The sequence below is a fragment of the Paraburkholderia sp. EG286A genome (genome assembly GCF_040965375.1).
Classification (GTDB): Bacteria; Pseudomonadota; Gammaproteobacteria; order Burkholderiales; family Burkholderiaceae; genus Paraburkholderia.
In genome coordinates, this window is sequence record NZ_JBFRCB010000002.1 from 1,067,945 (window position 1) to 1,094,027 (window position 26,083).

The following is a 26,083-nucleotide window of genomic DNA, read 5'->3' on the forward strand; positions in this document are numbered from 1 at the left end:
GTTCATCCGGGGGAGCGTGTCATGAGTACAACCTTCATTCTGGCAATCCTGCTGCTGTTCGTAGCGGTCGTGCTTGCCAGCCAGGGCGCGTGGGAATGGTGGAACAGCCGGCATGGCGCCGTCGCGCGCCGCCTCGAATCGCGCATCGAGGCCGTGGCGACGGGCGGGGTGGGGCGCAAGGAGGCGATGTCGATCCTCAAGGCGCGCAAGCTCGATGGGTCGACGTTGGGCCAGCGCATGCTGCTGCTCATGCCGGGCATTCGCTCGTTCGAGGCCTGGGTGCAGCAGTCGGGCATCAGCTGGACGGCATCACGCGTCATCGCAATGTGCGCGCTCATGCCGGTTCTCGTGATCGCAGCGGGGATGTTCGTCCATGTGCCCATTGTCATGCTGTCGACCGTTGCAGCGGTGTCTACGGTGCTGCCGTTGATGTACGTGCGCATTCGGCGCACGAAGCGGATGCAGCGCTTCCAGAAGCAGTTGCCGGATGCCTGCGACATGCTGGCTCGCGCGTTGCGCTCGGGGCATGCGCTCACGGGGGCGATCGACCTGGTCGGCACCGAGTTCGCCGACCCGATGGGCGCCGAGTTCCGCACCACGTTCGATGAGATCAACTATGGCGTGTCACTCAACGAGGCGTTGACGGCACTCGCGCAGCGCGTGCCGGTGGGCGATTTGCGTTACCTCGTCATCGCCGTGCTGATCCAGCGCGAGACAGGCGGCAACCTGGCCGAACTGCTGGACGGTATTGCGAGCCTCGTGCGCGAGCGCTTCAAGCTGTTCGACAAGGTCCGCGTGCTTTCCGCGGAAGGGGTCCTCTCCGCGCGGGTGCTGGGGCTGCTGCCGGTGGTCACGGGCGGGGCCATCTCCTTCGTGAATCCAGACTTTCTCGAAGTGCTGTGGCAGGACCCGGCGGGCGTGCTGATGCTTCAAGCCGGCACTGTGATGCTGCTGGCCGGCATGGTTTGGGGGCGGCGCATCGTGCGGATTCGCGTATGACGGTGCCACGTCCCGGGCCACTATCAAAACTCAAGGGGGGAGCCATGTTAGCGCTCGATTCGACGCGGTTGCTGTTGCTGGTTTGTCTCTTTGCCTGCGTGTTCGGCCTGTCTTTGGCCGCCATGTATGTCCTTGCACCCAAGGCCATGCGCCGGCGCATTGAACAGGTGGGCGGCGGTCGCGGCGCGCCTGTTCCTGGTATGCAGCCGGACGCCTCCAGCGAGGCCTGGTACGAAAAGCTCGTGCAGATTTCCGAGCCGCTTTCCCGGCTCTCGACGCCGAAGGAAGGCTGGGAGGTCTCGGCGCTGCGCGTGCGCCTGATGAATGCGGGCTGGCGCTCGCCGGGTGCCGTCGCGATCTTCTTCGGCACTCGCACCGTGCTGGCACTGCTGCTGCCCACGCTTGCAGCCATGTGGATGATTAGCGGCGGCGGGGCGGCAAGTTCGGTCACGCGGTTTGCAGTGGTTCTGGTGACGCTGGTGGCGCTCGGGTACTACCTGCCGGCACTGGTGATCGCGCGCGTGGTTGCGCGCCGCAAACGCGCGATCTTCGAGGACTTCCCCGACGCCATCGATCTGCTGACGGTCTGCGTCGAGGCGGGCCTCGGTCTCGACGCCGCGTTGATGCGCGTGGCGGAGGAGATCAGGTTGCGCAGCGCAGTGGTTGCCGACGAACTGGATCTCACGCTCCTCGAAATGCGCTCGGGTTACACGAAGGAAAAGGCATTGCGCAACCTTGCCATGCGCACGGGTGTTGAAGATGTCGACTCCTTCAGCACGATGCTCATCCAGGCCGAGCGTTTCGGAACGAGCATCGGCGATTCGTTGCGCGTGCTTTCGGACACGCTGCGTACGCGCCGGCGCATGCTTGCAGAGGAAAAGGCCGCGAAGATCGCGCTCAAGCTGCTGTTTCCGCTGATGTTCTGCATTTTTCCGGCGCTGATGGTGGTGCTGATGGGGCCGGCGATGCTGCACATCTACCGGACGATGCTGCCGACCATGAACGGCGGTTAGCGGGCGGCCGCAGCGGGTGACCAAAACAGAGCAAGCCCTGTACGGGCGATTCGATCGGGGGAAGTTATGGAAACTGCAAAGACCGGTGCGGCGAAGCTTGCGTTACGCGCGGCAAGGGGAAAAGGGCGCGCAGGGAGCCCGCGGCTTGGACGCAGCCGGCGCGCGCAGCGCGGCGTGGCTGCGGTGGAGTTTGCCCTTGTGCTGCCGATGCTGCTGATCCTGCTGTTCGGCATCACCGAAGTGGGCTTGTTCCTTTACGACAAGGCCGTGATCACCAACGCCAGCCGGGAAGGCGCCCGCGCCGGAGTCGTGCTGAAAAACCCGAAGCTGACCCAGTCCGACATCCAGACGATCGTGACGAACTACACATCGAACTATCTGCTGACGTTTGGCCAGCAAAATACGCCGGTGGTCCAGGCGAATGGCACCGGCGGCAGTTTCGGTACGCCGCTCACGGTGGTTGTCACCTACCAGTTCAACGGATTGGGTTTGGGAAGGATGGTGGATCCCGTCGCGGGCGCGATCACGCTGTCCGCCACGACCGTGATGAACAATGAATAAAGGGGACAATCATGCGCACGGGGAGCAGAAGGAAGCAGAAAGGGGCCGTGGCTGTGACTGTCGCGGCGTTCATGGTCTTTCTGCTGGGAACCGCAGCGCTGGCTGTGGACATGGGCAATTTGCTGGTCGCTCGAACCGAGCTCCAGAATGCGGCTGATGCGGCTGCGATGGCGGGCGCCGGTTGCTTGTACAAGCGAACGGAATGTAACAACACCACTGCCACTGAACCCACCTGGAGCGACGCCCAGTCGACCGCAGCGAGTTTCGCCGTTCCTGCGTCGTCGGCGCCGGCAACGAATCTGGTGCAGAACGCTCGCTTGCAGGTGGTATCGACTACGTCGGGCTACTGGAATGTCACCGGCACGCCGGCTGGTCTGCAAGCGCCCGGAACGTTCACGCCGGGCGCCAACGACATGCCTGCCGTTCAAGTGTCCATCGCCAAGGATGGGTCCAATACAAACGGTGGAGTTCTCACAATTTTGGGGGGATATTTCGGTTTCAGCGTTCTGAAGGCCAGCGCAGTCGCCACCGCTGTCATTTCCCGGCCAGGCTATGTCGGTAAAGCGGGGTTGTTCCCGATCGCGATTCCTCAGTGCATGTACAACAACTACTGGAATACGAGCACGAACTCGCCCGTGACCTACCAGGGCACGGCAATCCCGGGACAGACTGAGCCGCAGACAATGGGGCAGCCGTATGTGTTCGACATGATGTCGACCTACCACACGGACAAGTGTAGTCAGACTGCCCAGTGGACCTCCTTTAACATTCAAAGCGCCCAAAGTGCGAGCGCGACCCGAGATTTGATCACCTCAGGGAATCAGGTGCCGTTAGGCATTGGTGACCAGACCTGGATCCAGAGTGGCACGAAAGATACGCTCTTTCAGGCCACGCAGGCATGTAGCGATGTGCCTAACGGGAACGGAAGCTGTGCCTACGTGACGGTGGCAGTGGTCGATTCGGTGGCCAATCCGGGGCAAAACCAGACCATAGAGGCGTTTGCCTGCCTGCACATCATCAACGAAGTTGGCAACGGCACGAATGCCCACATCGTCGCCCAGATGAGCGCAGATCAGAGCAAGTGCCAGGCGGCAAATTCGGGTGGGGTCGGCCCGAACTACGGCGCGATTACACCGCCGAGGCTGGTGCAGTAAGCCGGTTTGTCGCCGCGGGCACAAGCGTCCTACGCACCGCGTGGCGCGAGCGGCGAGCCGCGCACGCCACCGTGCCGGTTTCCGTGGCGGCGGTTTCGATAGGCCCCGAGGCCTTTGGGGGAGCGACGCCCATGCCCGCGCTTTCTCCCCCCTTTTTCGCTTATCTTCGCCCGGCGCGCTAAAATTGCGGACCTTTTTAATTCGTCCGCACAAAGAGCCCTGAGCGTGCAAAAGATCCTCATCGTGCGCGTGTCGTCGCTTGGCGACGTCGTCCACAACATGCCCGCCATCGCCGATATCCGGCGGCGGTACCCCGACGCGCAGATCGACTGGCTCGTCGAAGAGAGCTTCCAGTCGCTCGTCGAGCTCGTGGAGGGCGTGCGCCGCGCGATTCCGTTTTCGCTGCGCCGCTGGCGCAAGGGCCTCTTCTCTGCCGCCAACTGGCGCGAGATCGGCGCATTCCGGCGCTCGCTCGCGGCCGAGAAGTACGACCTCGTGATCGACTGTCAGGGCCTCATCAAGACGGCCTGGGTGGGGAGCTGGGCGCGCGGGCCGCTCGTCGGCCTCGGCAACCGCACCGACGGCGCGGGCTACGAATGGCCCGTGCGCTTCTTCTACGACCGGTCGATTCGCATCGAGCCGCGCACCCACGTGGTCGAACGCACGCGCAAACTGGTTGCGGGCGCGCTCGACCTCGCGCCGCCGTCGCCTACCGACGACATCGAGTTCGGCCTCGACACCTACCGCGCCGCGCAGGCGCTCGCGGGCGTCGGGCTGAACCTGCCGGTGCCCTATGTGGTGTTCGTGCACGCCACGTCGCGCGCCGACAAGCAGTGGCCCGACCAGCACTGGATCGAGCTGGGCCAGGCGCTCGTGCGGCGCGGCGCGTCGCTCGTGCTGCCCTGGGGCAGCGAGGCGGAGCGCGCCACGAGCGAGCGCCTCGCGCGCGAATTCGGCGAGGCGGCGATCGTGCCGCCCAGGCTCTCGCTGCCTGCCGTGGTGGGTCTCATCGACGGCGCGGCGGCCACGGTGGGCGTGGACACGGGGCTCGTGCACATCGCAGCGGCGCTGAAGCGCCCGACCGTCGAGTTGTACAATTTCGCGACCGCGTGGCGCACGGGCGGCTACTGGTCGCCGGACGTCGTCAATCTGGGCACGGCAGGCCAGCCGCCAACGCTTGCGCAGGTGAAGGGCGCGCTGGCGGGCTTCGGGCTGCTGTAGCGGCGCGCCGCCGCGGCGCGGGTGCCCGACAAACTGAGGGGCTGCGGCGCGTCAAGGCGGTCCACTGAGGCTGCGGGTATAAGAATCGGCGCGCACGAGGGTGCACGGACGTGCACGAGCGCGCGCCAGGGCTTGGCCGGCATGCGGCGCGCGAGATGGCAATAAAGCGCACCACGCTCGCAGCGCGCCACACCGGCAGGCAATCAGATCCATCGCTTCCAGGGGCGACCATGAACGAATCCCAGATCATCGAAGTCACTTCCGCCGACTGGCATGGCCAGCAGCTCTCGCAACCGCGCGAGACGCTGCTCGACGCCGTCGAGCAGGGCAAGGTGCTGTATTTCCCGAACCTGGCCTTCGCGATCGAAGGCGGCGAGCGCGCGCTGCTCGACCCCGCGATCGCCGACCCCAAGCGCAAGAACATCAGCCTCGACCCGAACGGCGGCGCGCTGCACGGCGTGCTCGGCGATACCGTCACGCAGTCGGCCGTGCGCGCGCTGATCGCGCGTTACCAGACATGCGCGCGCACGCTGGTCGACGGACTCTTTCCCGAGTACACCGGCAAGCTGCGTGTCGCGCCCACGAGCCTGCGCCTGCATCAGGTGGAAACGCGCCAGACCTCGTGGCGCAAGGACGATTCGCGCCTGCACGTGGATGCGTTTCCGTCGCGTCCGAACTATGGCGAGCGCATCCTGCGCGTGTTCACCAACGTCAACCCGAACGGCGTGCCGCGCGTGTGGCGCGTGGGCGAGCCGTTCGAGGACATGGCAAAACGCTTCCTGCCCAACATCAAGCCGCAGTTTCCGGGCTCGGCATGGCTGCAGAACCTGCTGCACATCACGAAGTCGCAGCGCAGCGAGTACGACCATCTGATGCTCAATCTCCACGACGGCATGAAGGCCGATCTCGGCTATCAGAAGTCGAGCCCGCAGGAGACCATCGGCTTTCCGCCGGGCAGCGTGTGGGTGTGCTTCTCCGATCACACGTCGCATGCCGTGATGTCCGGCCAGTTCATGATGGAGCAGACTTTTTTCCTGCCGGTGAAGGAGATGGTGCATCCGGAATGGGCGCCGCTCGGCATTCTCGAACGCCTCAAGGGCAAGGAACTGGTTTGAATCCCCGCGCGATGAGCCTGTCAATCCACGCTTCCTGCCGCGCGGCCGCGGCGTTTCGCATGACCCTGGCCGACGCGGAGGTCCGATGCTGAGAGCGATCTATCGCGCGGCCTGGTGGCTCATTGCACCGCTCGCGGTGCTGCGGCTGTTCATTCGATCGCGCCGCGAGCGCGGCTATCGCGAGCATATCGGCGAGCGTTTCGGCTATAGCGCTGGGCGCTTGCCCGAGGACGACGCGCCGCTCATCTGGGTGCATGCCGTCTCCGTGGGCGAGACCCGCGCGGCGCAGCCGCTCGTCGACGCGCTACTGGCGGCGCGCCCCGATGCGCGCATCCTGCTCACGCACATGACGCCGGGCGGCCGCGCCACTGGCGAGCAGCTGTTCGGCAATCGCGTGCTGCGCTGCTACCTGCCGTACGACATGCCGCATGCGGTGCGGCGCTTCCTGCACGCATGGCGGCCGTCGCTCGGTCTCGTGATGGAAACCGAGGTCTGGCCCACGCTCATCGACGAATGCAAGCGCGCCGACGTGCCGCTCGTGCTCACCAACGCGCGCATGTCGGCGCGCTCGTTCAAGCGGGCGGCGAAGTTCGGCGCGGGCACGCGCGAGGTGTTCGGCGGCTTCACGCGCGTGCTCGCGCAAAGCCCCTCTGACGCGGAGCGTCTCACCGCGCTCGGCGCGCGCAATGTGGCGGTGCTCGGCAACCTCAAGTTCGACATGGCGAGTCCTCCGGCGCTAATCGCGCGCGGTCGCGAATGGCGGCGCGCGATCGGCGAGCGCCCGGTGTGGGTGGCGGCGAGCACGCGCGAAGGTGAGGAGGAACTCGTGCTGCAGGCCTTCGCGGCACTCAATGTGCCGGATGCGCTTTTGATCCTGGTGCCACGCCATCCGCAGCGCTTCGACGAGGTGGCCGCGCTCGTGGAGCGCAAGAACTACAAGCTCGAACGGCGCTCGCGCTGGGCGCCGGCCGCGGCTGCCGCGGCCTCCGCGCATGCGGGCGTGCGTTTGCTGCCGCAGGATGTGAGCGTTCTGCTCGGCGACTCGATGGGGGAGATGGGCGCCTATTACGCTGCCGCCGACCTCGCGTTCATTGGCGGCAGTCTCCTGCCGCTCGGCGGGCAAAACCTGATCGAAGCGTGCGCCGTGGGCGTGCCGGTGCTGATCGGGCCGCACGTGTTCAACTTCACGCAGGCCACCGCCGACGCCACGGCCGCGGGCGCGGCCCTGCAGGTTCAGGACCCCGCCGATCTCGCGCGCGCCTTGCACGAACTCTTCAACGACAAGCCGCGCCGGGTCGCCATGGGCGCGGCCGCAGCGGCATTCGCCTCGCGCCATCGCGGCGCGACGGCACGTACGGTGGACGTTGTGGAGGCGCTCGTCTCGGACGTATGAATTCGCGCGCGGTAGCGCGTGCGCCAATCGCGCAACGACAACAAGGGCGATCAAACTGGCAACGATCGCCGCTATGACTTTCTACATTCTCCGTATTTGACCGCTACGAATTTTCGTGTTGCGGTATTTGTCCAAAATTAATATAGCAAAACTAACTATCATCCACTGATCGTTGGTTGACGACGAGCATTGCAGCGCCAATGCAAAGCGCGAGCCCGTGGGAAAGTGCCACTGGAAAAGTAGGTCCCGCAAGCGCAACTCCGGAAGAGCCGGCGTCATTTTCACCTTGGGGTGTTTCGTTTGTTATTTGAAAGTCCGCTTTTTGAAAGGGACAAAAACGGACACGTGAAGGGCAATTTATAGACGCGTGAAGGGTGACATATAGACGCATGAAAGGGTTGGGTCATTGCGTGCCTTCGCGCGCAGCGATGCGTACGTATGCGCACATACGCTCAAGCCAGAGCGCGGGTGTACTGGGTTCACGTGGTTGATTTGCGTTCGGGCCACGTCTGCGTAAGGAACGCATTGCTGAATATCGGTATCGCTCCTGTCCGCTTCACCGATATGCAGTCATCGAAGGCCAGTTCATGTCACCGACGATTACCCCGCAAGTGCTGCCGGTTCCGTCCGCGACGGAAATCCTCGATAGTCCGTCGGGTCGGGCCGCGACCCATAGCGTAGCGACGCATGAATATCGTCCGCACGTCGACGGTCTGCGCGCGATCGCGGTTATGGGAGTGATTCTCTTTCATGCGTTCCCAAGCCGGATGGCAGGCGGATTTATCGGGGTCGACGTGTTCTTTGTCATCTCCGGATATCTCATTACCAGCATCATTCTCACGAATCTTGAGCGCGACAAATTCAGTATTGCCGATTTTTACGGCAAGCGTATCCGCCGAATTTTCCCTGCGCTTCTTCTTGTATTGTTCTTTTGCGCGGTCGCCGGTTGGCTCGTGCTGCTGCGAGACGAGTACCCGCAACTCGGGAAGCACATCGTCGGCGGGACTTCGTTCGTCCAGAATTTTGTCTTGTGGAGCGAGAGCGGTTACTTCGATAGCGGTCACGAGGCCAAACCGTTGTTGCATCTCTGGAGCCTTGCGGTTGAAGAGCAATACTACATATTCTGGCCCCTGCTATTGAGCTATGCGTGGACGCATCGCTGGCGATTCACGGTCGTGAACGGGGCGATCCTGGCGATGTCCTTCGGCGTCAGCGTATGGCTTGCCTGGCGGGATCCCGTTGCTGCCTTCTACTCGCCCCTTTCCCGCTTCTGGGAACTCATGGTTGGCGGCTCGCTTGCCTATCTCGCTTTGCGTCGCCCGGATCTGGGCGACCGATACGCCAACCTGCTCTGTGCAATGGGAGTGGGTCTCTTGCTGTCTGGATTCTTGCTGATCAATCATGAGCGGCCATTTCCAGGATTTTGGGCACTATTGCCGACGATGGGCACATTCCTCGTCATCGCAGCGGGTTCGGGCGCGTGGATCAATCGCACTATTCTCTCGAGTCGCCCATTCGTGACTTGCGGGCTGATTAGCTACCCGCTTTATCTCTGGCATTGGCCGTTGTTGTCTTTCGCGCATCTCGTCTGGCCGGACAATGGTCACCCCACGAAGATTGCCGTGGTATTGCTATCGGTCTTGCTCGCGTGGCTCACGCACCGCTTTGTCGAGAGCAAGATTCGCTGGCATCGCTCTGCGAATCGAACGGCGCTTCTGCTGGTTCTCGGCCTGGTGCTGATGATGGTTAGCGGCGTGGCGATCAAGGATGCGCTCATCAGTCCCCGCTTCGACGCTGTCAACCTCGCAACGCGGACCGGGTGGCACTTCCTGGCGTTAAGAAGTCCAGACGGGCAGGCTCGGGACGGCATCTATCCCTTGCACGAAGACCGGAAGACTACGACGCTTTTTCTCGGGGACTCGCATGTCGCCCAGTATGCAGAACGAGTCTATGCGGATGAGGAGCGGGACCCTTCAAAAAACGGGGCCATCTTTGCTGTCGCTGCGGCTTGCCCACCCATTGCGCACGTTCGCGATCGCAATTTACCGGTCGATTCAGACTGCGGGTCGGTCCGGCACGAGGCGCTGGCGAAGGCCGCGAATAGCCGAATCACGACGGTTGTGATCGGCGGATACTGGAGTTACTACTTCAACGCCGCGGGCTATTACCTGGCCAGCGGCCAAAAGGAGTTGAGTCTGGCCACGCCAGAAGGCAGAGAGGCCGCGTTCGCCGAACTCGATCAGGAAGTCAGGGAACTGCAGGCGCAGAACAAAAAGGTCTATGTGCTGCTCGACAATCCCATAGGTGACCCGTTCGACCCGCATGTCTTTTTATCGAGAATCGGGCGTTTCGACCCACGCGAGGCGGAGCGACGGGTGAAAGTCGATGGCCTGCAACAAAGCGTTCGCAAGGAACTGATCGCGCTAGCCCAGCGCGATCATGCCTCGATCATCGACCCCGAGGCGCGCCTCTGTGTGGATGAAGCGTGCATCCGCGTGACGGGAAAATGGTCGGCCCTCTATGAGGACCGATCACACCTGAATCCCGACTGGATCGTGAAAAACGCCGACTACATCGATCCGTCGATCTGAGGGATCGGTGGTGGGACGTCGATGTGTTCAAGCGCTTTCTGTGACCAGAAGGCCCCGTTTTTCTATGAACGCAATCACCTCACCGAGCCCCTCGAGCGCCTTCAAATTGCACATCACAAACGGCCGCTCCCCACGCATCTTTTTCGCGTCGGAGGCCATGACGTCGAGGTTCGCGCCCACGAGCGGCGCGAGGTCGGTCTTGTTGATGACGAGCAGGTCCGACTTCGTGATGCCGGGGCCGCCTTTGCGCGGAATCTTTTCGCCGCCCGCCACGTCGATCACGTAGATCGTGAGGTCAGAAAGCTCGGGGCTGAAGGTGGCCGCGAGATTGTCGCCGCCCGATTCGATGAAGACGATGTCCGCATCGGGAAAGCGCGTGAGCATCTGGTCGACGGCTTCGAGGTTGATCGATGCGTCTTCGCGGATCGCCGTGTGCGGGCAGCCGCCCGTTTCCACGCCCATGATGCGCTCGGCGGGCAGGGCGCCCGCGACGGTCAGAAGGCGCTGGTCTTCCTTCGTATAGATGTCGTTGGTAATGGCGACGAGGTCGTAGCGCTCGCGCATGGCCTTGCAGAGCATTTCGAGCAAGGTCGTCTTGCCGGAGCCGACCGGCCCGCCCACGCCGACGCGCAGCGGCGGCAGCTTCCTGGTTCGTTTGCTGGATGCGTGCGAATTCATGGTTCGTGTGTGTGTTTCAGGAGCGGAAAAGCCGCGAATACTGCGATTCATGGCGCGCAGACAGAACGCCGAGTTGCGGCGCGAAGGTGTTGAGCGCCTCGGGAGCCGTGGCGAGCGCACGCGTCACGGCTTTCTCGATTTCGGGCCGCAGCGCGACGATGATGCGCTGCCCGGCGAGCTGGCCGAGCGGCACCGCCTTGAGTGCGGCGGCGGTCTGGTTTTCGATCCAGCTGAACGCGTAGGCGGCGAGCGCGGCGTCTGGCGCGGCCTCATGGGCCCACGCGGCGAATGCGAAGGCCGTGGGTTGCGCAATGGGCGTCATGCGCTCGAGCGTGGCGCGCCGTTCGGCGTCGCCCCATTCGAGCTGCGCGCAGAGCTGGCGCAGCGACCAGCCCATCTGCGCGGTTTCGCGCCGCAGTTCCGCCGACTCGCGGCTCGCGACGAATTCCTCGTTCGCTACGACAAGGGCGCGTGCGTCGTGCGTGCGCCAGCGTTCCATCTGGTGCGCCACAAAAGGTAGCTCGCCGCTAGCGAGCACGTTCGCGAGGCCGCCCGCTATCCAGTGAGCGGCGTCGTCGGCGTTCGTGACGAGTTGGGCATCGATCGCGGCTTCGAGTCCCTGCGAGTAGCTGAACGCGCCGATGGGCAGCGCCGGCGACGCGAGATGCAGCAGGGCGGTTAGCTCAGCGATGTTCATGGCTGTGGTCGTGCGCGTGGCCGTCGCAATGACCGTGATCGTGTCCGCAATCGTGGTCATGCGCGTGATCGTCGCCATGAGCGGGATTGTGCGAATGACCGTGCGCGTGGTCGTGGTCATGCGCGTGACCGTGGTGCTCGTCGTACACGCGTTGCGCGAGCGCGTAGTCATCGGCGAAGGTTGCGTCGTGGCCGTGGCGGTGGCCGCCGCCGTATGCGCCCGCTTCGGGCTGGAACGGCAACTTCACGCGTTCCACCTGCGCGCCCAGGCGCTTGAGCATGTCTTCGAGGACGGGGTCGGCTTCGAGCTTGAGCTCGTCCGAGCCCACTTCCACGGGCGTATGGCGATTACCGAGGTGATAGGCGGCGCGCGTGAGCGTGAGCCGGTCGGGCGCACGTACACGCAACACGCTTTCGGCCGCCGCGATCACGCGCACGAGGCCGCCGTCGTCGGCCACGAGCAGGTCGCCGTCGCGCAGCACCGTGCCGCGCGGCAGCACGACACCCACTTCCTCGCCCGTGTCGAGCGTGGCCGCGAGGCGGCTCTTGCAGCGCGCGTCGTAGGGCAGCGTGAGCGTAGGCGCCCGCTTCACAAGAACGGGCGCGAGCTTCGCATTGAGTCGTTTGTCGATCGTGCGCATGGCTAGACTTTAGAACAGGAAGTAACGCTGTGCCATCGGCAGCACCGTGGCGGGCTCGCAGGTGAGCAACTGGCCGTCGGCGACGACCTGGTACGTTTCGGGATCGACGCTGATCGTGGGCTGCCACGCATTGTGAATCATGTCGGCCTTCGTCACGCTGCGGCAGTTACGTACCGCCACCACACGCTTTTGCAGGCCGTAGCGCTCGGGCATGCGCTTGTCGAGCGAGAGCTGCGAAACGAAGGTGAGCGAGGTTTGTGCGAGCGCCCGCCCGCGCGTGGCGAACATCTCGCGGTAGTGCACGGGCTGCGGCGTGGGAATCGAGGCGTTCGGGTCGCCCATCTGCGCGAGCGCGATCATGCCGCCCTTAAGAATCAGCGAAGGCTTGATGCCGAAGAAGGCCGGTTCCCAGAACACCAGGTCGGCCCACTTGCCGGGCTCGAGCGATCCCACTTCGTGCGCGATGCCGTGCGTGAGCGCGGGATTGATCGTGTACTTCGCCACATAGCGCTTCACGCGGAAGTTGTCGTGGCGCGCGCTGTCCCCGGGCAGGGCGCCGCGCTGCACCTTCATCTTGTGCGCGGTCTGCCACGTGCGGATGATGACTTCGCCGACGCGGCCCATCGCCTGGGAATCAGAAGAAAGCATCGACAGCGCACCGAGATCGTGGAGGATGTCCTCGGCGGCGATGGTCTCGCGGCGGATGCGCGACTCGGCAAACGCAATATCTTCGGCAATCGACGGGTCGAGGTGGTGGCACACCATCAGCATGTCGAGATGCTCGTCGAGCGTGTTGATCGTGTACGGGCGCGTGGGGTTTGTCGACGAGGGCAGCACGTTCGCTTCGCCGCACACCTTGATGATGTCGGGCGCGTGGCCGCCGCCCGCGCCTTCGGTGTGGTACGTGTGGATCGTGCGGCCCTTGAAGGCGGCCACGGTCGCTTCCACGAAGCCCGACTCGTTGAGCGTGTCGGTGTGGATGGCCACCTGCGTGTCCGTTGCGTCCGCCACGCTCAGGCAGTTGTCGATGGCGGCGGGCGTCGAGCCCCAGTCCTCGTGCAGTTTCAGGCCGATCGCACCCGCGGCGATCTGTTCTTCAGCGGGCTTCGGCAGGCTCACGTTGCCCTTGCCGAGAAAGCCGAGATTGATCGGCCAGCCGTCCGCCGCCTGCAGCATGCGCTCCATATGCCACGGGCCCGGCGTGCAGGTGGTGGCGTTGGTGCCCGTGGCGGGGCCGGTGCCGCCGCCCAGCATGGTCGTCACGCCCGAGGCGAGCGCTTCGTCGATCTGCTGCGGGCTGATGAAGTGGATATGCGTGTCGATGCCGCCCGCCGTGACGATCTGGCCTTCGCCCGCGATCACTTCGGTCGCGGCGCCAATGGGAATCGTCACGCCTGGCTGCACGTCCGGGTTGCCCGCCTTGCCGATTTTCCAGATGCGGCCGTCCTTGATGCCGATGTCGGCCTTCACGATTCCCCAGTGATCGACGATCACGGCGTTCGTGACCACGGTGTCCGCGACTTCTGCGTGCACCCGCTGCGACTGGCCCATGCCGTCGCGGATCACCTTGCCGCCGCCGAACTTCACTTCGTCGCCGTAGACGGTGTAGTCGCGCTCGATCTCGATGATGAGTTCGGTATCGGCGAGACGCACGCGGTCGCCGGTGGTGGGGCCGAACATCTCCGCGTAGGCGCGGCGGCCGATCTTCAATGTCATGTCGGATTCCTGATGAATTCGCCTGAATTCGCTGGCCGCGCTCAGAGCGGGCCCATCACCTGGCCGTTGAAGCCGTATACGGCGCGCTCTCCCGCAAGCGCCACGAGTTCGACGGTGCGCTCCTGTCCTGGCTCGAAGCGCACGGCCGTGCCCGCCGCAATGTTCAGGCGAAAGCCGCGCGCGGCTTCGCGATCGAACGAGAGGGCGGCGTTGACCTCGTAGAAGTGGAAGTGCGAGCCGATCTGCACGGGGCGGTCGCCCGTGTTGGCCACCTTCACCGTGATGGTTTCGCGGCCTGCGTTGAGTTCGATTTCGCCGTCGTCGATCAGCATTTCGCCGGGGATCATGGCTGGCTCCTCCCGGCTCAGGGGATCGGATGGTGGACGGTGACGAGCTTGGTGCCGTCGGGGAAGGTCGCTTCGACCTGAATGTCGGGGATCATCTCGGGCACGCCTTCCATCACGTCATCGCGTGTGAGCAGGGTGGTGCCGTAGTGCATGACCTCGGCGACGGTCTTGCCGTCGCGGGCCGCTTCCATCAGCGCCGCGCTGATGAAGGCGACGGCTTCCGGGTAGTTGAGCTTGAGGCCGCGCTCGCGGCGCCTTTCGGCGAGCAGCGCGGCGGTGAAGATCAGGAGCTTGTCTTTCTCGCGTGGCGTGAGCTTCATCGCGTCATCGTATTGGGTCGGTTGGGGCAAGTCTGTCGACCCAGCTTACGGGAGCGAGGTTACGCGCAGCTTGCGGCCTCGCGCGCGGCGCGCACGAATCGATGCAAGCTCACAGCAAGGTGTGTGCCAATGAAGGGGACAGCGTGAGTGCACCAATCACGAGGTGCTTATGCACCGCGATGGCGATGTTGCGCTGCGTTATCGTGCGTGGAGGCGCCGATGCGCACCGCCGAGGTGCGTATGACGTGCGCTCAAGTCGTCCACAAGCGCAGCGGCGCGGCCTTCACGCCATGCACGAACGGCCGCAGCGCCGTCCAGCATTGCGTGAGCGTGCTCTGCAGCGGTTCCATCGACCGACCGACCACGCGCACGAGCACCACGCCCGGCGCGATGCAGGTCGCGCCCGAGCGCAGCGCGTCGTCGAAAGGCAGGATGGCGGCGAGGTCTTGTGCGAGCGCCTCGTTGCACGCGGGGCCGATCGCCCACAGCACGCCGAAAGCGGGGTAGCCCGCGAGGCCTTGCGGCGCGTCGCGTAGCGGGTCGTTGGCGTCGATGAGGGCGCGCTCGAGCCAGAGCAGTTGATCGTCGGCTTCGCCTTCAGGCGCCGCGCGCGTCACGCGCGTGAGCGCTCGCACCATGCCCGCCGACCAGCGTTCGCCCGCGGCCTGGCGGCCCAGTTGCGTCGCGTCCCAGCCGATGGCCGTGGCCCCCGCGCCGAGCGTGAGCGCGAATTCGAGTTCGGTGTGGGCGTGGTCGAACACGAGGTTATTTTGCGGCAGCCAGTCGAGCTTCGCGCCCGCGCCCACGCGCACGTTGATGCGCTGGCGCGCCACGCGGCCGTTCGACTTGTACCACTTGGTGGCGCCCGGCGTGGTGAGCACGGCGTGAGCGCCATCGCCGACACTCACGTCGATGTCGAGCCGGTCGCCGCCCGCGATGCCTGCTGGCGGATGCACGATCACCGCGTGACAGATCGCGTCGCCTTCGGGATAGAGCGGTCGTTGCACGCGCAACGGCCCCACGTGCAGGCGATGCGTGAGCGCGGTGCGCGCGCCCTGGCGCTCGAAGCCGAGCTCGAGTTTCGCAGCCCATTCCTGATGCACGGTGCTGCGAAACGTGGTGTGGGCGAGTGCGGCGTGATCGACGTGGAGCGACATGCGTGACGAGGGAAAAAGCGGGGATGGCGTGGAGGATAGCACGCGTGCTCGCGAGCGCTGACCAGGGGCCAGGGGGCCTGTGCGTCAAATCCGATTGCATGTCGCGCCGGCGGCCAGCGCTCAGATAGCCTTTTCCGCCGTCAGCAAGTTTCACGAGCCCGCGCGAGGCCACACCGTACGCCTCGGTGCCGATTGCGACCGAACAAACCACTGGTGAGATGACGAGTCCCCCCGTGGCTGAAGAACGTCACATCAGCCTTCATGCTTACCGCCTGCTCCAGCAGGGACTGGGCCACTGGACGCATACTTCGCCGGCTGATCCTGGACATTGTCGATCCGCGCGCTCGTCATCCGCCATCTCATCGCTGACGAATGAGATGCCAGAGTGAGCAACACACCGGAACAGCCAGCGCGCGACCGTCGGCATGTCACCTCACGCGGGCAGTGATGTCTGCATTGTCCGTTGATCGGCCCTGATCCGGGAGAAAAGATGGACGTCGTGAAATGCATCTTTCCAGTAGCCCCATTGCCGCATCACACCTTCTTCCACAAATCCCAAGCTTCTCAGAAGTCCAATCGAGGCGTAGTTGTCGAGGTTCGTGATCGCCTGGATACGGTTGATTTGCCAGTGGTCATATGCATGTGCAATCGCCGCGTTTAGCGCTTCGCGCATCAATCCCTGTCGCCATGAATGACGTTCCAATTCGAAGCTAATACTTGCGGAATAGAACTTGGAATCGAATCTAAACCCGCATGAGCCAATGAAACGCATGCCGCATTTCGATACGATGGCCCAGCGCACACTTAGTCCTTCCGCCAGCTCTTTGAGCATAGCTGAGACAAGCAGCCGGGCATCGTCGATGCTGTTTAGCGGCGCCAAGTCGTAAAAGCGCATCACTTCGCGATCGGACCAGATTTCGAATATCCTTTGGGCGTCGGACATCTCGATCGGGCGAAGCTGAATCCGGGCTGCGTAAGAGACGTCGACCTCGGTAAAAAGTGGAAGCATTGGTTTGTCGCGCGTTGACTAGCTTCGATGAAAAAGGACCGGCAGAGTGCAGCAAGCTTTCGACACTCGCACAGAAGCGCCCACCACTGTCATAGTTCGCGACTTGCAACAGCATGATCATGAGGCTATCCGAGTGCACGCCTGCAGGTCTGTGAAGCGGGATTCAGACATCCGTTTTCGGGTTACGCGCGCAAAACACGGTAGAACTGGGCGACTGAATGAAGCATAGCAGCCAGGTCGGACGAGTTTTTCGGCGCCTCAGCGCGGATACTTACCATCTTTTACGAAGACCACTCTATGTAACCTGTCGTAACCAGAGGGCGCATAACGATACTGCCAGGTCCCTGCTAACGGCAGTGTGGTGATGGAGTCGGAGTGCTGGAAGTCCGCTTGCTGCCAATTCTTTTCGTCGAGCCATTCGCAGCTTTGTCACCAGAAGTCCAAGGCCCCGTTGTTTGCCGTAGCACGGAATGCGGCGCAACGCATTAAGCGCTCCCAGCGGCGCTACTTTGTTGCCCACGCCAGTCGGACAACGGCCAGTTCGTCTCTGCCTGGTGAAATTCCGACGTGATACCAGTCTGGAAGATTGCGACCGCACGGTGACTGCGCGTTCAGTGCTGTTCCGGTTCTCCCGGACTCCCTGTTGCAGGTAGAACGAACAGGCGTTCGTCCCATAAGACCGGCAGCGCTTCGGATACGACGATCCGCGCAGCGTCTGGATGGGCGGGATTTACCAGCGCGTTGGACTCGGCACGTGCGACTACAGAAGGCACGATCAGGACCGCGGAGCGGCATTCCTCCAGCCAGCGGTTTCCGAAATCACGTGCGATTTCAGTGGATGGCCCGTCCCAACCTGCAGGCAGTGTGCCGGGGGTGAACCTTTCGACGGGAAGATCATCAGGAACCTGCGCCTCGACCCAGACGTGTGTCTTCGGCACTTTGCCGATCCGTGCGTGTACCAGTACCTCGAGCATGGCTCCAGCGAACGTGAGCGCGCCATAGATCACGGGACGGCCGGGGCTGTTGAATCGACCGCCAACGAGCATGGCGCCGGTGCCGCTCCATAGCGGATGGCGCCTGTCGGCAATGCGGAAAATCCTCATCAGGCCGGTAGCCCGTAGAAGAGCTTCCAGAGGAGTTCTTCCACGCGGCGCGCACCCAGCTCGGTCAGGGCAACCTCAAGGGGCACGCGCCCCTCCAGCAAGGGGTGGGGCGTGGCAAGGAAGGTGCGTGCGTCCGCCGGATCGTCCCAGACGTAGGCCGCGCTCGCGTAGACCCGTGCGAGGCGCTCTGTCTTCTCCGATTCATCAGGTGTCAGCCTGTCGCGACGGCGCTTGTAGGTTGCCTCAGGGACGATGCGTGCCTGGAGCGCGCGCCTTGCCTCCGCGGTCAGGGCGATCTGTTCGACGCCGTTACGCAAGGCGGATTTGGGCAGGCCTTCTGCGACCTGCGCCTCAAGTTCGGCGATCGAATGGGGCACCGGACTCAGTCCCATGACTGCAGCGATCTTCTCGGGGGAAACGAGTTGCATGGCGCGCTCCCGTCGTAAATCAAATGAGCCTTCATTATAGCTCATTTGAGCTCGCCGCGATCAAGGCTGACTACCCGGCCTCCATCTCAGCTAGCTCAAGCCCGGCGCCGCCGCGCATAACGGCAATGCGGGGATGACCGCTGCGTACCGGGGAGATCGGATGGCACATCGTCGTCGGCGGGCAGGGCGCTCAGGTGCGCGCAGATCACGCACTCGTCACACTTCTCGTCGGGCCTGACGCATCGCTCTGGCCGCGGAGACGGGCCCAATCTGGCCAGCATGCGCGCGTTCCATCGCGCGTGGCCAGAGGCAGGGATTATCCAGACAGCGTCTGGAAAATCCCTGCCGGCAGACTTGCGTGGGTGCGTAAAATGGCTGATGCCGGCACCTCAGTCAATCGATGCGGTCATAACTATCTAGCGCTTTACGCTGCGTCCCAAGGAAAGGGTGCCGAACTGAAGCTTCGAGGGCCGCTAAGGCGGCTAGACGACAGGCGTCTTCACTCACGGGGAAGTCGATGCTCTCAGGCTTCAAACCGCAATCAACTCCCGCACCCCATCCGCATCCATGCTCGCGCCGGCGCCGCCCGCCACGATTTCGCCGCGGCTCATCACCCAGTAGCGGTCCGCAATGGCCTTGGCGAAGTCGTAGTACTGCTCGACCAGCAGCACCGTCATGTGCATCTCTTCCACGAGCCTGCGCAGCGTGCGGCCGATGTCCTGGATGATCGAAGGCTGGATGCCTTCGGTCGGCTCATCGAGAATGAGCAGCTGCGGATCGCTCATCAGCGCGCGGCCGATGGCGAGCTGCTGCTGCTGGCCGCCCGAGAGGTCGCCGCCGCGCCGCGCCTTCATGTCCTTGAGCACGGGAAAGAGTTCGTAGATATGCGCGGGCACGCTTGACGGCATGCGCTTCTTGCTCGCCGCGCCCACCAGCAAATTCTCTTCGACGCTCAGGCGCGGAAAGATATCGCGCCCTTGCGGCACGTAAGCGAGGCCCTGCGCCACCCGCGCGTGCGTGGGCAGCTTCGTGAGCGCTTCGCCGCGCCACGCGATCGAGCCGTTCTTCGTCGGCACGACGCCCATGAGGCAGCGCAGCAGCGTGGTTTTGCCCACGCCGTTGCGCCCGAGCAGCACGGTGAGTTCGCCCTCGGGCACCGTCATCGAGACGTTGCGCAGGATGTGGCTGCCGCCATAGTACTGATTCAGCGATTCGATGGTTAGCATAGCCGATCGGTTGAAAGCGGGCCTAGCGGCCCAGATACGATTCGATGACCGCTTCGTCGCGCTTCACGTCGTCGAGCGTGCCGTGCGCGAGCACGCTGCCTTCGGCCATCACCGTGACGCGCCCGGTCTCACCCGCGAGCGCGGCGACGAACTCCATGTCGTGCTCGACGACCATCATCGAGCAGCTGCCGCGCAGGCGGTTGAGCAGCGTCGCGAGTTCCATGGTTTCGTCGTCGGTCATGCCGGCGGCGGGCTCGTCGAGCAGCAGCAGTTGCGGCTTTTGCATGAGCAGCATGCCGATTTCGAGCCGCTGTTTCTGGCCGTGCGAGAGCTCGCCCGCGAGGCGCCGCGCGTCGCTCTCGAGCCGGATCACTTCGAGCGTTTCCTCGATCTTCGCCTGCGCCTCGCGGCCCAGGCGCGCGCGCAGCGTGGCGAACCAGCCCTTGTCGGCCTTCATCGCGAGTTCGAGGTTCTCCCACACGGGATGCTGCTCGAACACCGTGGGCTTCTGGAACTTGCGGCCAATCCCCGCGCGCGCGATGGCGGGCTCGTTCATGCGCGTGAGGTCGAGCGTCTGTCCGAGGAACACCTTGCCCGCATCGGGCGCGGTCTTGCCGGTGATGACATCCATCATCGTGGTCTTGCCCGCGCCGTTCGGGCCGATCACGCAGCGCAGCTCGCCCGCGTCGATCACGAGCGAAAGCTTGTTGAGCGCGCGAAAGCCGTCGAAGCTCACGGTCACGTCTTCGAGATACAGGATCGTGCCGTGCGAGATGTCGATCGCGCCGGGTTCGACCACGTGACCTAGTTCGGCCACGCCGGAGAGGGCGATTTCGTCGTACTTGAGGGCGTCGTCGAACGGGTTGTGGTTGAGCGGGTCGCTGATCACGCTATGTCCGTTCATGGGCGTTCGCTCCGCGTGGTGATCCGGTTCCGGATGAGTTCGATGAGTCCCATGATGCCGTTGGGCAAAAGGAGCGGCACGAGCACGAACATCAGGCCGAGGAAGAACAGCCAGTACTCGGCGAAATGGGCGGTAAAGAAGCTCTTTGCGCCGTTCACGGCGAAGGCGCCGATGATCGGTCCGATGAGCGTGCCGCGTCCGCCCACGGCCACCCAGATCGCCATTTCGATCGAGTTGCCGGGCGACATCTCGCTCGGGTTGATGATGCCGACCTGCGGCACGTAAAGCGCGCCCGCGATGCCGCACAGAACCGCCGAGACGGTCCACACGAACAGCTTGTAGCCAAGCGGGCTGTAGCCGAGAAACATGAGGCGCGTTTCGCCGTCGCGCACGGCGCTCACCACACGCCCGAGCTTCGAGGTGACGATGGCGCGCGCGCCGAGAAATGCGAGCACGAGCACGGCGAACGTCAGGAGGAACAGCACGGTGCGCGTGCCCGGATGCGTGATCGGCATGCCCGCGATGCGCTTGAAGTCGGTGAAGCCGTTATTGCCGCCGAAGCCCGTTTCGTTGCGGTAGAAGAGCAGCATCGCGGCGAACGTCATGGCCTGGGTGATGATCGAGAGGTACACGCCCTTCACGCGCGAGCGGAACGTGAAGAAGCCGAACACCCAGGCGACCACAGCGGGCACGAGCACGACGAGCAGGAGCGCATACCCGAGGTGCTGTGTGCCTTGCCAGTACCACGGCAGCGCATGCCAGTCGAGAAACACCATGAAGTCGGGCAGGTCGCTGCCGTACTTGCCGTCGTGACCGATCTCGCGCATGAGGTACATGCCGATGGCGTAGCCGCCCAGCGCGAAGAAGAGGCCGTGGCCGAGGCTCAGAATGCCGCAGTAACCCCACACGAGATCGAGCGCGAGCGCGGCGATCGCATAACACATGAGCTTGCCGCCCAGCGTCAACGCATACGCGGAAAGATGCAGCGCGCTCGCTTGCGGCAGCACCAGCGCGCAAAGCGGCACGCCCACGCCGATCACGAGGATCAGCACGATGAGCGCGAGCCAGGCACGCGGCGAGAGCAGGGCCGGCCGCGCGGGCAAGCCAAGGGCGAACGTTTCGGCACCGTCGCTTGAAGGTCGCGAGGCGCCCAGCGTGTGACGCGTGGAAGAGGAAGTGACGCTCGTCATGTCAGGCCTCCGCGCTGCGGCCCTTGAGGGCGAACAGCCCCTGCGGACGCTTCTGGATGAAGAGCACGATCAGCACGAGCACGGCGATCTTCGCGAGCACGGCGCCCCAGAACGGCTCGATGGCCTTGGAGACGAGCCCGAGACCGAAGCCGCCGATCACGGTGCCCGCAATCTGCCCGACGCCGCCCAGCACCACGGCCATGAACGAATCGATGATGTAGCTCTGGCCGAGGTCGGGTCCGACGTTGCCGATCTGCGAGAGCGCGCAGCCGCCGAGGCCCGCTACGCCCGCGCCGAACGCGAAGGCCCACGCATCCACGCGCGCGGTGCGCACGCCCACGCAGGCGGCCATGCGCCGGTTTTGCGTGACGGCGCGCACAAAGAGGCCAAGACGCGTTTTCGTGAGGACGGTCCAAGCGATGCCCACCACGATCAGCGAGAACGCGAGGATCGCGAGGCGGTTGTACGGCAGGATGAGGTTGGGCATGACAGTCACGCCGCCGCTCATCCACGAGGGGTTTTCGACCTGCACGTTCTGCGCGCCGAAGATCATGCGCGTGGCCTGAATGAGGATGAGGCTGATGCCGAACGTGGTGAGGAGCGTTTCGAGCGGGCGGCCGTAGAGGTGGCGGATCACGAGCCGCTCGATTCCCGCGCCCACGAGCGCCGCGGCGACGAACGAAGCGGGAATCGCGAAGAGCGGATACCAGTCGAACGCGCCGGGCGCATAGCGCTGCACGAGCGTTTGCACGACATAGGTTGCGTACGCGCCGATCATGAGGAATTCGCCGTGCGCCATGTTGATGACGCCGATGAGCCCGTAGGTGATCGCAAGGCCGAGCGCCGCGAGCAGCAGCACGCTGCCGAGCGAAAGGCCCGCGAACAGCGTGCCGGCGATCTCGCTGCGGCGCTGGATGGCGTCGAGCGCGTCGATGCCTTGTTGCGCGGCGGCGCGCACATCGGCGTCGGGCTCGCTGTACGCGCCGCTCGTGTTCTTTGCAACGAGCGGGCGCAGCAGTTCGTACATGTCGAGGTCGTGGCGCGCCGCGACGAGTTTCGCCGCTTCGAGGCGCGTGGCCGCATTGGGGTCGTGCAGCGCGGTCATCGCCCAGAGCGTGTCGAGACGGCGCTTGAGCGCCGGGTCGGTTTCCTTCGTGCGCGCAGCGTCGATCAGCGGCTTCATGGCCGGGTCGGGGTTCTTGAGCAACCCGTTAATGGCCGCCCGGCGCGTTTCCAGGTCGGGCGAGGCGAGTTGCAGGCCCGAGACCGCGCCCGCTACCTTCGAGCGCAAGAGGTTGTTCAGCGTGATGGGCTGCGCGCTCGAGGCGACGTTTGCGGCGACGGGCTGACCCGTGGCGGCGTCGCGCGCGCTTTGCCCGTCCGCGCCATCCTGCACGAGCACTTCGCCCGAATCGGTTGCCGTGACGCTGTCGTCGGCGAGCGCTTTGAGCAGCGCATGCGAAGCGGCGTCGTGCGTGGCGATGAGTTTGTCGATGGCCGCGGATTTCGCGTCGAAGTCGTCGCCGCCGAGCGGCGCGACGTCGGCTGCATCCAGTGCGTGCGCGCCAGTGCATAGCGCCGTGAAGAGCGCAGCCGCGGCGAGCGCGTGGCGCAAGCCCGCGCGCGCGGACCTCGGGAGTGAGTGAGCCATGGTGCTTTCTTTTTTGGTGCGGATCACAGCGCAACAGCCTGAAGTTACGCCGCGGCCCGTAGACAGGGCACGCGAGCGCGCGCCACGTTGCGGCGCGGCGCTCGCGAAGACAACGTCAGGCCACGCGCGAGCGGCGCAGGAAGGCGGGCAGCGCGTTCGAGGTGACCACATCCGGCTTGCCTTCGTTGCCGGCGATGAACGGGCTCCACGGCTGCGCGCGCACGGCGGTCTTCGTTTTCCACACGACGTTGAACTGGCCGTCGCCGCGAATCTCGCCGATCATCACGGGCTTGTGCAGGTGATGGTTGCCGTCCATCGTCAGCGTGAAGCCCGAGGGCGCTGCCACGGACTGGCCGATCATGGCCACGCGCACCTTGTCGACGTCGGTGCTCTTCGCCTTTTCCACGGCCTGCTTCCACATGTGGATGCCGACGAAAGTCGCTTCCATCGGGTCGTTGGTCACGCGTTTGCTGCCGCCGGGCAGGTTGTTCGCCTGCACCCAGGCTTCGAACTGCTCCTTGAACTTCGTGTTGTTCGGGCCTTTCACCGACATGAAGTAATTCCACGCCGCGAGGTGTCCCACGAGCGGCTTCGTGTCGATGCCGCGCAACTCTTCCTCGCCCACGGAGAACGCGACCACGGGCACATCGGTCGCCTTGATGCCCTGGTTGCCGAGCTCCTTGTAGAACGGCACGTTCGAGTCGCCGTTGATGGTCGACACGACCGTGGTCTTGCCGCCTTGCGAGAACGTCTTGATGTTCGCGACGATGGTCTGATAGTCGCTATGGCCGAACGGCGTGTAGACCTCCTGAATATCGCTGTCTTTCACGCCCTTCGAGTGCAGGAAGGCGCGCAGGATCTTGTTGGTCGTGCGCGGATACACATAGTCGGTGCCGAGCAGGAAGAAGCGCTTCGCGCCGCCGCCTTCGGCGCTCATCAGGTATTCCACCGCCGGAATGGCCTGCTGGTTGGGCGCCGCGCCCGTATAGAACACGTTGCGCGACATCTCTTCCCCTTCGTATTGCACGGGGTAGTAGAGCAGGCCGTTGAGTTCCTCGAACACCGGCAGCACCGACTTGCGCGACACCGAGGTCCAGCAGCCGAACACGCAGGCCACCTTGTCCTGGGTGAGGAGCTGGCGCGCCTTTTCGGCGAAGAGCGGCCAGTTCGAGGCCGGATCGACCACCACGGGCTGGATCTGCCGCCCCATCACGCCGCCGTTCTTGTTGATGTCGGCAATCGTCATCAACGCGGTGTCCTTCAGTGAGGTCTCCGAAATGGCCATCGTGCCCGAGAGCGAATGCAGGATGCCGACCTTGATCGGCCCGCTGCCGGTGTCCGCGTGCGCGAACGGCATGCGCCCCGCGGCCGCGAGTGCGCCCGACATCGTCCCGAGTTTCAACAGACTGCGACGTTTCATTTTTGTGCCTCTTGTCCGTGAGTGAGTCGTGGGCCATGGCGCGTGGTCGTTGTCGTCTTGCGCGCCGCCCGGTGTGTGTGGCGTGTCTTGCGCATACCCTTCTGCAAGCGTTGTGCCAGCGCGAAGGTCAAGCGCCAGGCTTGCCCCATAAGGCGCGCGGCGATGCGGGGCGCATCGGCGGCCATGGAACGGGCGGGCGATTGTGGTGCAGTGAGATGCATGTTCGGGCGCGCTGCATCGTCTCAGTGCGCGCATGCATGAAGCGGGACGAACGGTGCGGCAGGGCGCGCTGCATCGTTGTGCATGAGGGGCATGCCGGTGCGGCACGCCGTGGGCCGGAGCGAGCGGCCCACAAATGACAAAGGGCGCGGCCTGAGCCGCGCCCTCTCGCGCCGTTTGGTTAAGCTGGCGTGCGCCTGCTTAGTACGTCGGCACCTTGGGGTCGACCTGACGCGACCAGGCGTCGATGCCGCCTTGCAGGTTGAACACCTTCGTGTACCCGCGCGATTCGAGGAACATCGCCACCTGGGCGCTGCGCGCGCCGTGGTGGCAAATGCAGACGATCTGCGCCTCGTCGTCCAGTTCCTCGCTGCGCGCGGGGATCTCGCGCATGGGGATCGACAGGCTGCCGGCGATCTTTGCCGTTTCGATTTCCCACGGCTCGCGCACGTCGAGCAGTACGGGAGTCTCGCGCGAGGTGTCGGCAAGCCATTCGGCGAGGGCGGGGGCGGTCAGATTCTGCATGGAACACTCAATCGGGTAAGTAAGCCGGGCTGCCGTGCATGGAACCCGGCAATGCGGCAGGTTGGCAGCGCCTTAGAACTTGAAGCGCGGCGGATGCACGGCGTTCTGCAGCGGCTCGACGTATGTTTCGAACACGCCGGCAATGCGGAACTGCTTTTCGTCGATGCGCGTGATGATCTGCGCTTCCATGACGGGCGCGCCGCCCACGAAAGCGGCCAGACGCCCGCCCACCTTGAGCTGCTCGAGCAGTTCCTGCGGCACGACCGGCAGGCCGCCCGAGACGCAGATCACGTCGTACGGCGCATTCGCGGCCCAGCCGCGTGCGCCGTCACCGACCACGACTTCGGCGTTGAGCACACCGTTCTTGACGAAGTTCGCGCGCGCGAATTCGGCGAGTTCCGTGTCGATCTCCACGGTCAGCACCTTCTGCGCCCGGTGCGCGAGCAGCGCCGCCATGTAGCCGGAGCCCGCGCCGATTTCCAGCACGCTCTCGTGCTTCTTCACCGCGAGTTCCTGCAGCACGCGCGCTTCGACGCGCGGCGCCATCATGTGCTGGCCGTTCGGCAGCGGCACTTCGAGGTCGGCGAACGCGAGGGCGGTATAGGCCTCGGGGACGAAATGCTCACGCTTGACGATCGAGAGCAGGTTCAGCACGTCCTGGTCGAGCACTTCCCAGGGGCGAATCTGCTGTTCGATCATGTTGAAACGCGCTTGTTCGATGTTCATGGTGACTCGGCGTTGTGGTCGGGATCGGTTCGGGTCGAAGCCCGGCGAAAAAGGGCGTCGGGCAATCGGAGAATTGTAGC

At 64.4% G+C, this 26,083-nt stretch carries 25 protein-coding genes; 8 read left to right on the top strand and 17 right to left on the bottom strand.

Annotation, left to right across the window (positions count from 1 at the left end; translation table 11 throughout):
- Positions 1-21 precede the first annotated feature (21 nt).
- From AB4Y35_RS11390 to AB4Y35_RS11425, 8 genes are all read left to right on the top strand, one after another.
- Positions 22-999: a type II secretion system F family protein gene (locus tag AB4Y35_RS11390; RefSeq protein WP_368704466.1), complete on the top strand. Its 978-nt coding sequence runs from the start codon at positions 22-24 to the stop codon at positions 997-999.
- Between the two features lie 44 nt (positions 1,000-1,043).
- Positions 1,044-2,012, top strand: coding sequence for a type II secretion system F family protein (locus tag AB4Y35_RS11395; protein ID WP_368704650.1), 969 nt, complete (start codon positions 1,044-1,046; stop codon positions 2,010-2,012).
- A 66-nt stretch (positions 2,013-2,078) separates the two neighbouring features.
- Positions 2,079-2,573: a TadE/TadG family type IV pilus assembly protein gene (locus AB4Y35_RS11400; protein ID WP_368704467.1), complete on the top strand. Its 495-nt coding sequence runs from the start codon at positions 2,079-2,081 to the stop codon at positions 2,571-2,573.
- 47 nt (positions 2,574-2,620) lie between these two features.
- Complete coding sequence (locus AB4Y35_RS11405; RefSeq protein WP_368704468.1) at positions 2,621-3,727, top strand: TadG family pilus assembly protein; 1,107 nt, start codon at positions 2,621-2,623, stop codon at positions 3,725-3,727.
- A gap of 219 nt (positions 3,728-3,946) precedes the next feature.
- The gene (gene waaC, locus AB4Y35_RS11410) at positions 3,947-4,948 is read left to right on the top strand and encodes a lipopolysaccharide heptosyltransferase I (RefSeq protein ID WP_368704651.1); all 1,002 of its coding nucleotides are present in this window, start codon (positions 3,947-3,949) and stop codon (positions 4,946-4,948) included.
- 230 nt (positions 4,949-5,178) lie between these two features.
- Positions 5,179-6,063: a Kdo hydroxylase family protein gene (locus tag AB4Y35_RS11415; protein ID WP_368704469.1), complete on the top strand. Its 885-nt coding sequence runs from the start codon at positions 5,179-5,181 to the stop codon at positions 6,061-6,063.
- An 85-nt stretch (positions 6,064-6,148) separates the two neighbouring features.
- A complete protein-coding gene (gene waaA / locus AB4Y35_RS11420) occupies positions 6,149-7,456 on the top strand; it encodes a lipid IV(A) 3-deoxy-D-manno-octulosonic acid transferase (protein ID WP_368704470.1) in 1,308 nt (435 codons plus the stop codon).
- A 587-nt stretch (positions 7,457-8,043) separates the two neighbouring features.
- Positions 8,044-10,047, top strand: a complete 2,004-nt coding sequence (locus AB4Y35_RS11425) for an acyltransferase family protein (RefSeq protein ID WP_368704471.1) — start codon at positions 8,044-8,046, stop codon at positions 10,045-10,047.
- 27 nt (positions 10,048-10,074) lie between these two features.
- Here the strand turns inward: AB4Y35_RS11425 and ureG are convergent, their stop codons facing one another.
- The 17 genes from ureG to AB4Y35_RS11510 form a co-directional block, all read right to left on the bottom strand.
- Positions 10,075-10,725 (bottom strand): urease accessory protein UreG, encoded by a 651-nt coding sequence (gene ureG / locus AB4Y35_RS11430; protein ID WP_368704472.1) that lies wholly within the window; start codon positions 10,723-10,725, stop codon positions 10,075-10,077.
- A gap of 16 nt (positions 10,726-10,741) precedes the next feature.
- Entirely contained in the window at positions 10,742-11,422 is a 681-nt protein-coding gene (locus AB4Y35_RS11435; RefSeq protein WP_368704652.1) for an urease accessory protein UreF, read from the bottom strand.
- Complete coding sequence (gene ureE / locus AB4Y35_RS11440; protein WP_368704473.1) at positions 11,409-12,062, bottom strand: urease accessory protein UreE; 654 nt, start codon at positions 12,060-12,062, stop codon at positions 11,409-11,411. Before ureE ends, AB4Y35_RS11435 begins: the two co-directional genes overlap by 14 nt.
- A gap of 9 nt (positions 12,063-12,071) precedes the next feature.
- Positions 12,072-13,778: an urease subunit alpha gene (ureC, locus tag AB4Y35_RS11445; protein WP_368704474.1), complete on the bottom strand. Its 1,707-nt coding sequence runs from the start codon at positions 13,776-13,778 to the stop codon at positions 12,072-12,074.
- 41 nt (positions 13,779-13,819) lie between these two features.
- Complete coding sequence (locus tag AB4Y35_RS11450) at positions 13,820-14,125, bottom strand: urease subunit beta (protein WP_069269270.1); 306 nt, start codon at positions 14,123-14,125, stop codon at positions 13,820-13,822.
- 17 nt (positions 14,126-14,142) lie between these two features.
- A complete protein-coding gene (gene ureA, locus AB4Y35_RS11455) occupies positions 14,143-14,445 on the bottom strand; it encodes an urease subunit gamma (RefSeq protein ID WP_028208480.1) in 303 nt (100 codons plus the stop codon).
- A gap of 251 nt (positions 14,446-14,696) precedes the next feature.
- Complete coding sequence (locus AB4Y35_RS11460) at positions 14,697-15,602, bottom strand: urease accessory protein UreD (RefSeq protein ID WP_368704475.1); 906 nt, start codon at positions 15,600-15,602, stop codon at positions 14,697-14,699.
- 433 nt (positions 15,603-16,035) lie between these two features.
- A complete protein-coding gene (locus tag AB4Y35_RS11465; RefSeq protein ID WP_368704476.1) occupies positions 16,036-16,611 on the bottom strand; it encodes a GNAT family N-acetyltransferase in 576 nt (191 codons plus the stop codon).
- A gap of 611 nt (positions 16,612-17,222) precedes the next feature.
- Positions 17,223-17,714, bottom strand: coding sequence for an RES family NAD+ phosphorylase (locus AB4Y35_RS11470; protein ID WP_368704477.1), 492 nt, complete (start codon positions 17,712-17,714; stop codon positions 17,223-17,225).
- Complete coding sequence (locus AB4Y35_RS11475; protein ID WP_069269414.1) at positions 17,714-18,142, bottom strand: antitoxin Xre/MbcA/ParS toxin-binding domain-containing protein; 429 nt, start codon at positions 18,140-18,142, stop codon at positions 17,714-17,716. The genes AB4Y35_RS11470 and AB4Y35_RS11475 overlap by 1 nt, the downstream gene beginning before the upstream one ends.
- A gap of 530 nt (positions 18,143-18,672) precedes the next feature.
- Complete coding sequence (urtE, locus tag AB4Y35_RS11480) at positions 18,673-19,368, bottom strand: urea ABC transporter ATP-binding subunit UrtE (RefSeq protein ID WP_069269410.1); 696 nt, start codon at positions 19,366-19,368, stop codon at positions 18,673-18,675.
- A gap of 22 nt (positions 19,369-19,390) precedes the next feature.
- The gene (gene urtD, locus AB4Y35_RS11485; RefSeq protein ID WP_368704478.1) at positions 19,391-20,272 is read right to left on the bottom strand and encodes an urea ABC transporter ATP-binding protein UrtD; all 882 of its coding nucleotides are present in this window, start codon (positions 20,270-20,272) and stop codon (positions 19,391-19,393) included.
- Positions 20,269-21,462 (bottom strand): urea ABC transporter permease subunit UrtC, encoded by a 1,194-nt coding sequence (gene urtC, locus AB4Y35_RS11490; protein ID WP_368704479.1) that lies wholly within the window; start codon positions 21,460-21,462, stop codon positions 20,269-20,271. The genes urtD and urtC overlap by 4 nt, the downstream gene beginning before the upstream one ends.
- 1 nt (position 21,463) lies before the next feature.
- A complete protein-coding gene (gene urtB / locus AB4Y35_RS11495) occupies positions 21,464-23,113 on the bottom strand; it encodes an urea ABC transporter permease subunit UrtB (protein ID WP_368704480.1) in 1,650 nt (549 codons plus the stop codon).
- 115 nt (positions 23,114-23,228) lie between these two features.
- Positions 23,229-24,533, bottom strand: coding sequence for an urea ABC transporter substrate-binding protein (gene urtA, locus AB4Y35_RS11500; protein ID WP_368704481.1), 1,305 nt, complete (start codon positions 24,531-24,533; stop codon positions 23,229-23,231).
- 420 nt (positions 24,534-24,953) lie between these two features.
- Positions 24,954-25,277, bottom strand: a complete 324-nt coding sequence (locus AB4Y35_RS11505; RefSeq protein WP_028208467.1) for a rhodanese-like domain-containing protein — start codon at positions 25,275-25,277, stop codon at positions 24,954-24,956.
- 72 nt (positions 25,278-25,349) lie between these two features.
- Complete coding sequence (locus tag AB4Y35_RS11510) at positions 25,350-26,003, bottom strand: protein-L-isoaspartate O-methyltransferase (protein WP_321929254.1); 654 nt, start codon at positions 26,001-26,003, stop codon at positions 25,350-25,352.
- Between the last annotated feature and the right edge of the window lie 80 nt (positions 26,004-26,083).

Excerpts from the sequence above, each read along its gene's own strand:
- AB4Y35_RS11390 (WP_368704466.1), top strand. The coding sequence starts at position 22 with ATGAGTACAACCTTCATTCTGGCAATCCTGCTGCTGTTCGTAGCGGTC.
- AB4Y35_RS11395 (WP_368704650.1), top strand. The coding sequence starts at position 1,044 with ATGTTAGCGCTCGATTCGACGCGGTTGCTGTTGCTGGTTTGTCTCTTT.
- AB4Y35_RS11400 (WP_368704467.1), top strand. The coding sequence starts at position 2,079 with ATGGAAACTGCAAAGACCGGTGCGGCGAAGCTTGCGTTACGCGCGGCA.
- AB4Y35_RS11415 (WP_368704469.1), top strand. The coding sequence starts at position 5,179 with ATGAACGAATCCCAGATCATCGAAGTCACTTCCGCCGACTGGCATGGC.
- waaA (WP_368704470.1), top strand. The coding sequence starts at position 6,149 with ATGCTGAGAGCGATCTATCGCGCGGCCTGGTGGCTCATTGCACCGCTC.
- AB4Y35_RS11425 (WP_368704471.1), top strand. The coding sequence starts at position 8,044 with ATGTCACCGACGATTACCCCGCAAGTGCTGCCGGTTCCGTCCGCGACG.
- ureG (WP_368704472.1), bottom strand. The coding sequence starts at position 10,725 with ATGAATTCGCACGCATCCAGCAAACGAACCAGGAAGCTGCCGCCGCTG.
- AB4Y35_RS11435 (WP_368704652.1), bottom strand. The coding sequence starts at position 11,422 with ATGAACATCGCTGAGCTAACCGCCCTGCTGCATCTCGCGTCGCCGGCG.
- ureE (WP_368704473.1), bottom strand. The coding sequence starts at position 12,062 with ATGCGCACGATCGACAAACGACTCAATGCGAAGCTCGCGCCCGTTCTT.
- ureC (WP_368704474.1), bottom strand. The coding sequence starts at position 13,778 with ATGACATTGAAGATCGGCCGCCGCGCCTACGCGGAGATGTTCGGCCCC.
- AB4Y35_RS11450 (WP_069269270.1), bottom strand. The coding sequence starts at position 14,125 with ATGATCCCCGGCGAAATGCTGATCGACGACGGCGAAATCGAACTCAAC.
- ureA (WP_028208480.1), bottom strand. The coding sequence starts at position 14,445 with ATGAAGCTCACGCCACGCGAGAAAGACAAGCTCCTGATCTTCACCGCC.
- AB4Y35_RS11460 (WP_368704475.1), bottom strand. The coding sequence starts at position 15,602 with ATGTCGCTCCACGTCGATCACGCCGCACTCGCCCACACCACGTTTCGC.
- AB4Y35_RS11465 (WP_368704476.1), bottom strand. The coding sequence starts at position 16,611 with ATGCTTCCACTTTTTACCGAGGTCGACGTCTCTTACGCAGCCCGGATT.
- AB4Y35_RS11470 (WP_368704477.1), bottom strand. The coding sequence starts at position 17,714 with ATGAGGATTTTCCGCATTGCCGACAGGCGCCATCCGCTATGGAGCGGC.
- AB4Y35_RS11475 (WP_069269414.1), bottom strand. The coding sequence starts at position 18,142 with ATGCAACTCGTTTCCCCCGAGAAGATCGCTGCAGTCATGGGACTGAGT.
- urtE (WP_069269410.1), bottom strand. The coding sequence starts at position 19,368 with ATGCTAACCATCGAATCGCTGAATCAGTACTATGGCGGCAGCCACATC.
- urtD (WP_368704478.1), bottom strand. The coding sequence starts at position 20,272 with ATGAACGGACATAGCGTGATCAGCGACCCGCTCAACCACAACCCGTTC.
- urtC (WP_368704479.1), bottom strand. The coding sequence starts at position 21,462 with ATGACGAGCGTCACTTCCTCTTCCACGCGTCACACGCTGGGCGCCTCG.
- urtB (WP_368704480.1), bottom strand. The coding sequence starts at position 23,113 with ATGGCTCACTCACTCCCGAGGTCCGCGCGCGCGGGCTTGCGCCACGCG.
- urtA (WP_368704481.1), bottom strand. The coding sequence starts at position 24,533 with ATGAAACGTCGCAGTCTGTTGAAACTCGGGACGATGTCGGGCGCACTC.
- AB4Y35_RS11505 (WP_028208467.1), bottom strand. The coding sequence starts at position 25,277 with ATGCAGAATCTGACCGCCCCCGCCCTCGCCGAATGGCTTGCCGACACC.
- AB4Y35_RS11510 (WP_321929254.1), bottom strand. The coding sequence starts at position 26,003 with ATGAACATCGAACAAGCGCGTTTCAACATGATCGAACAGCAGATTCGC.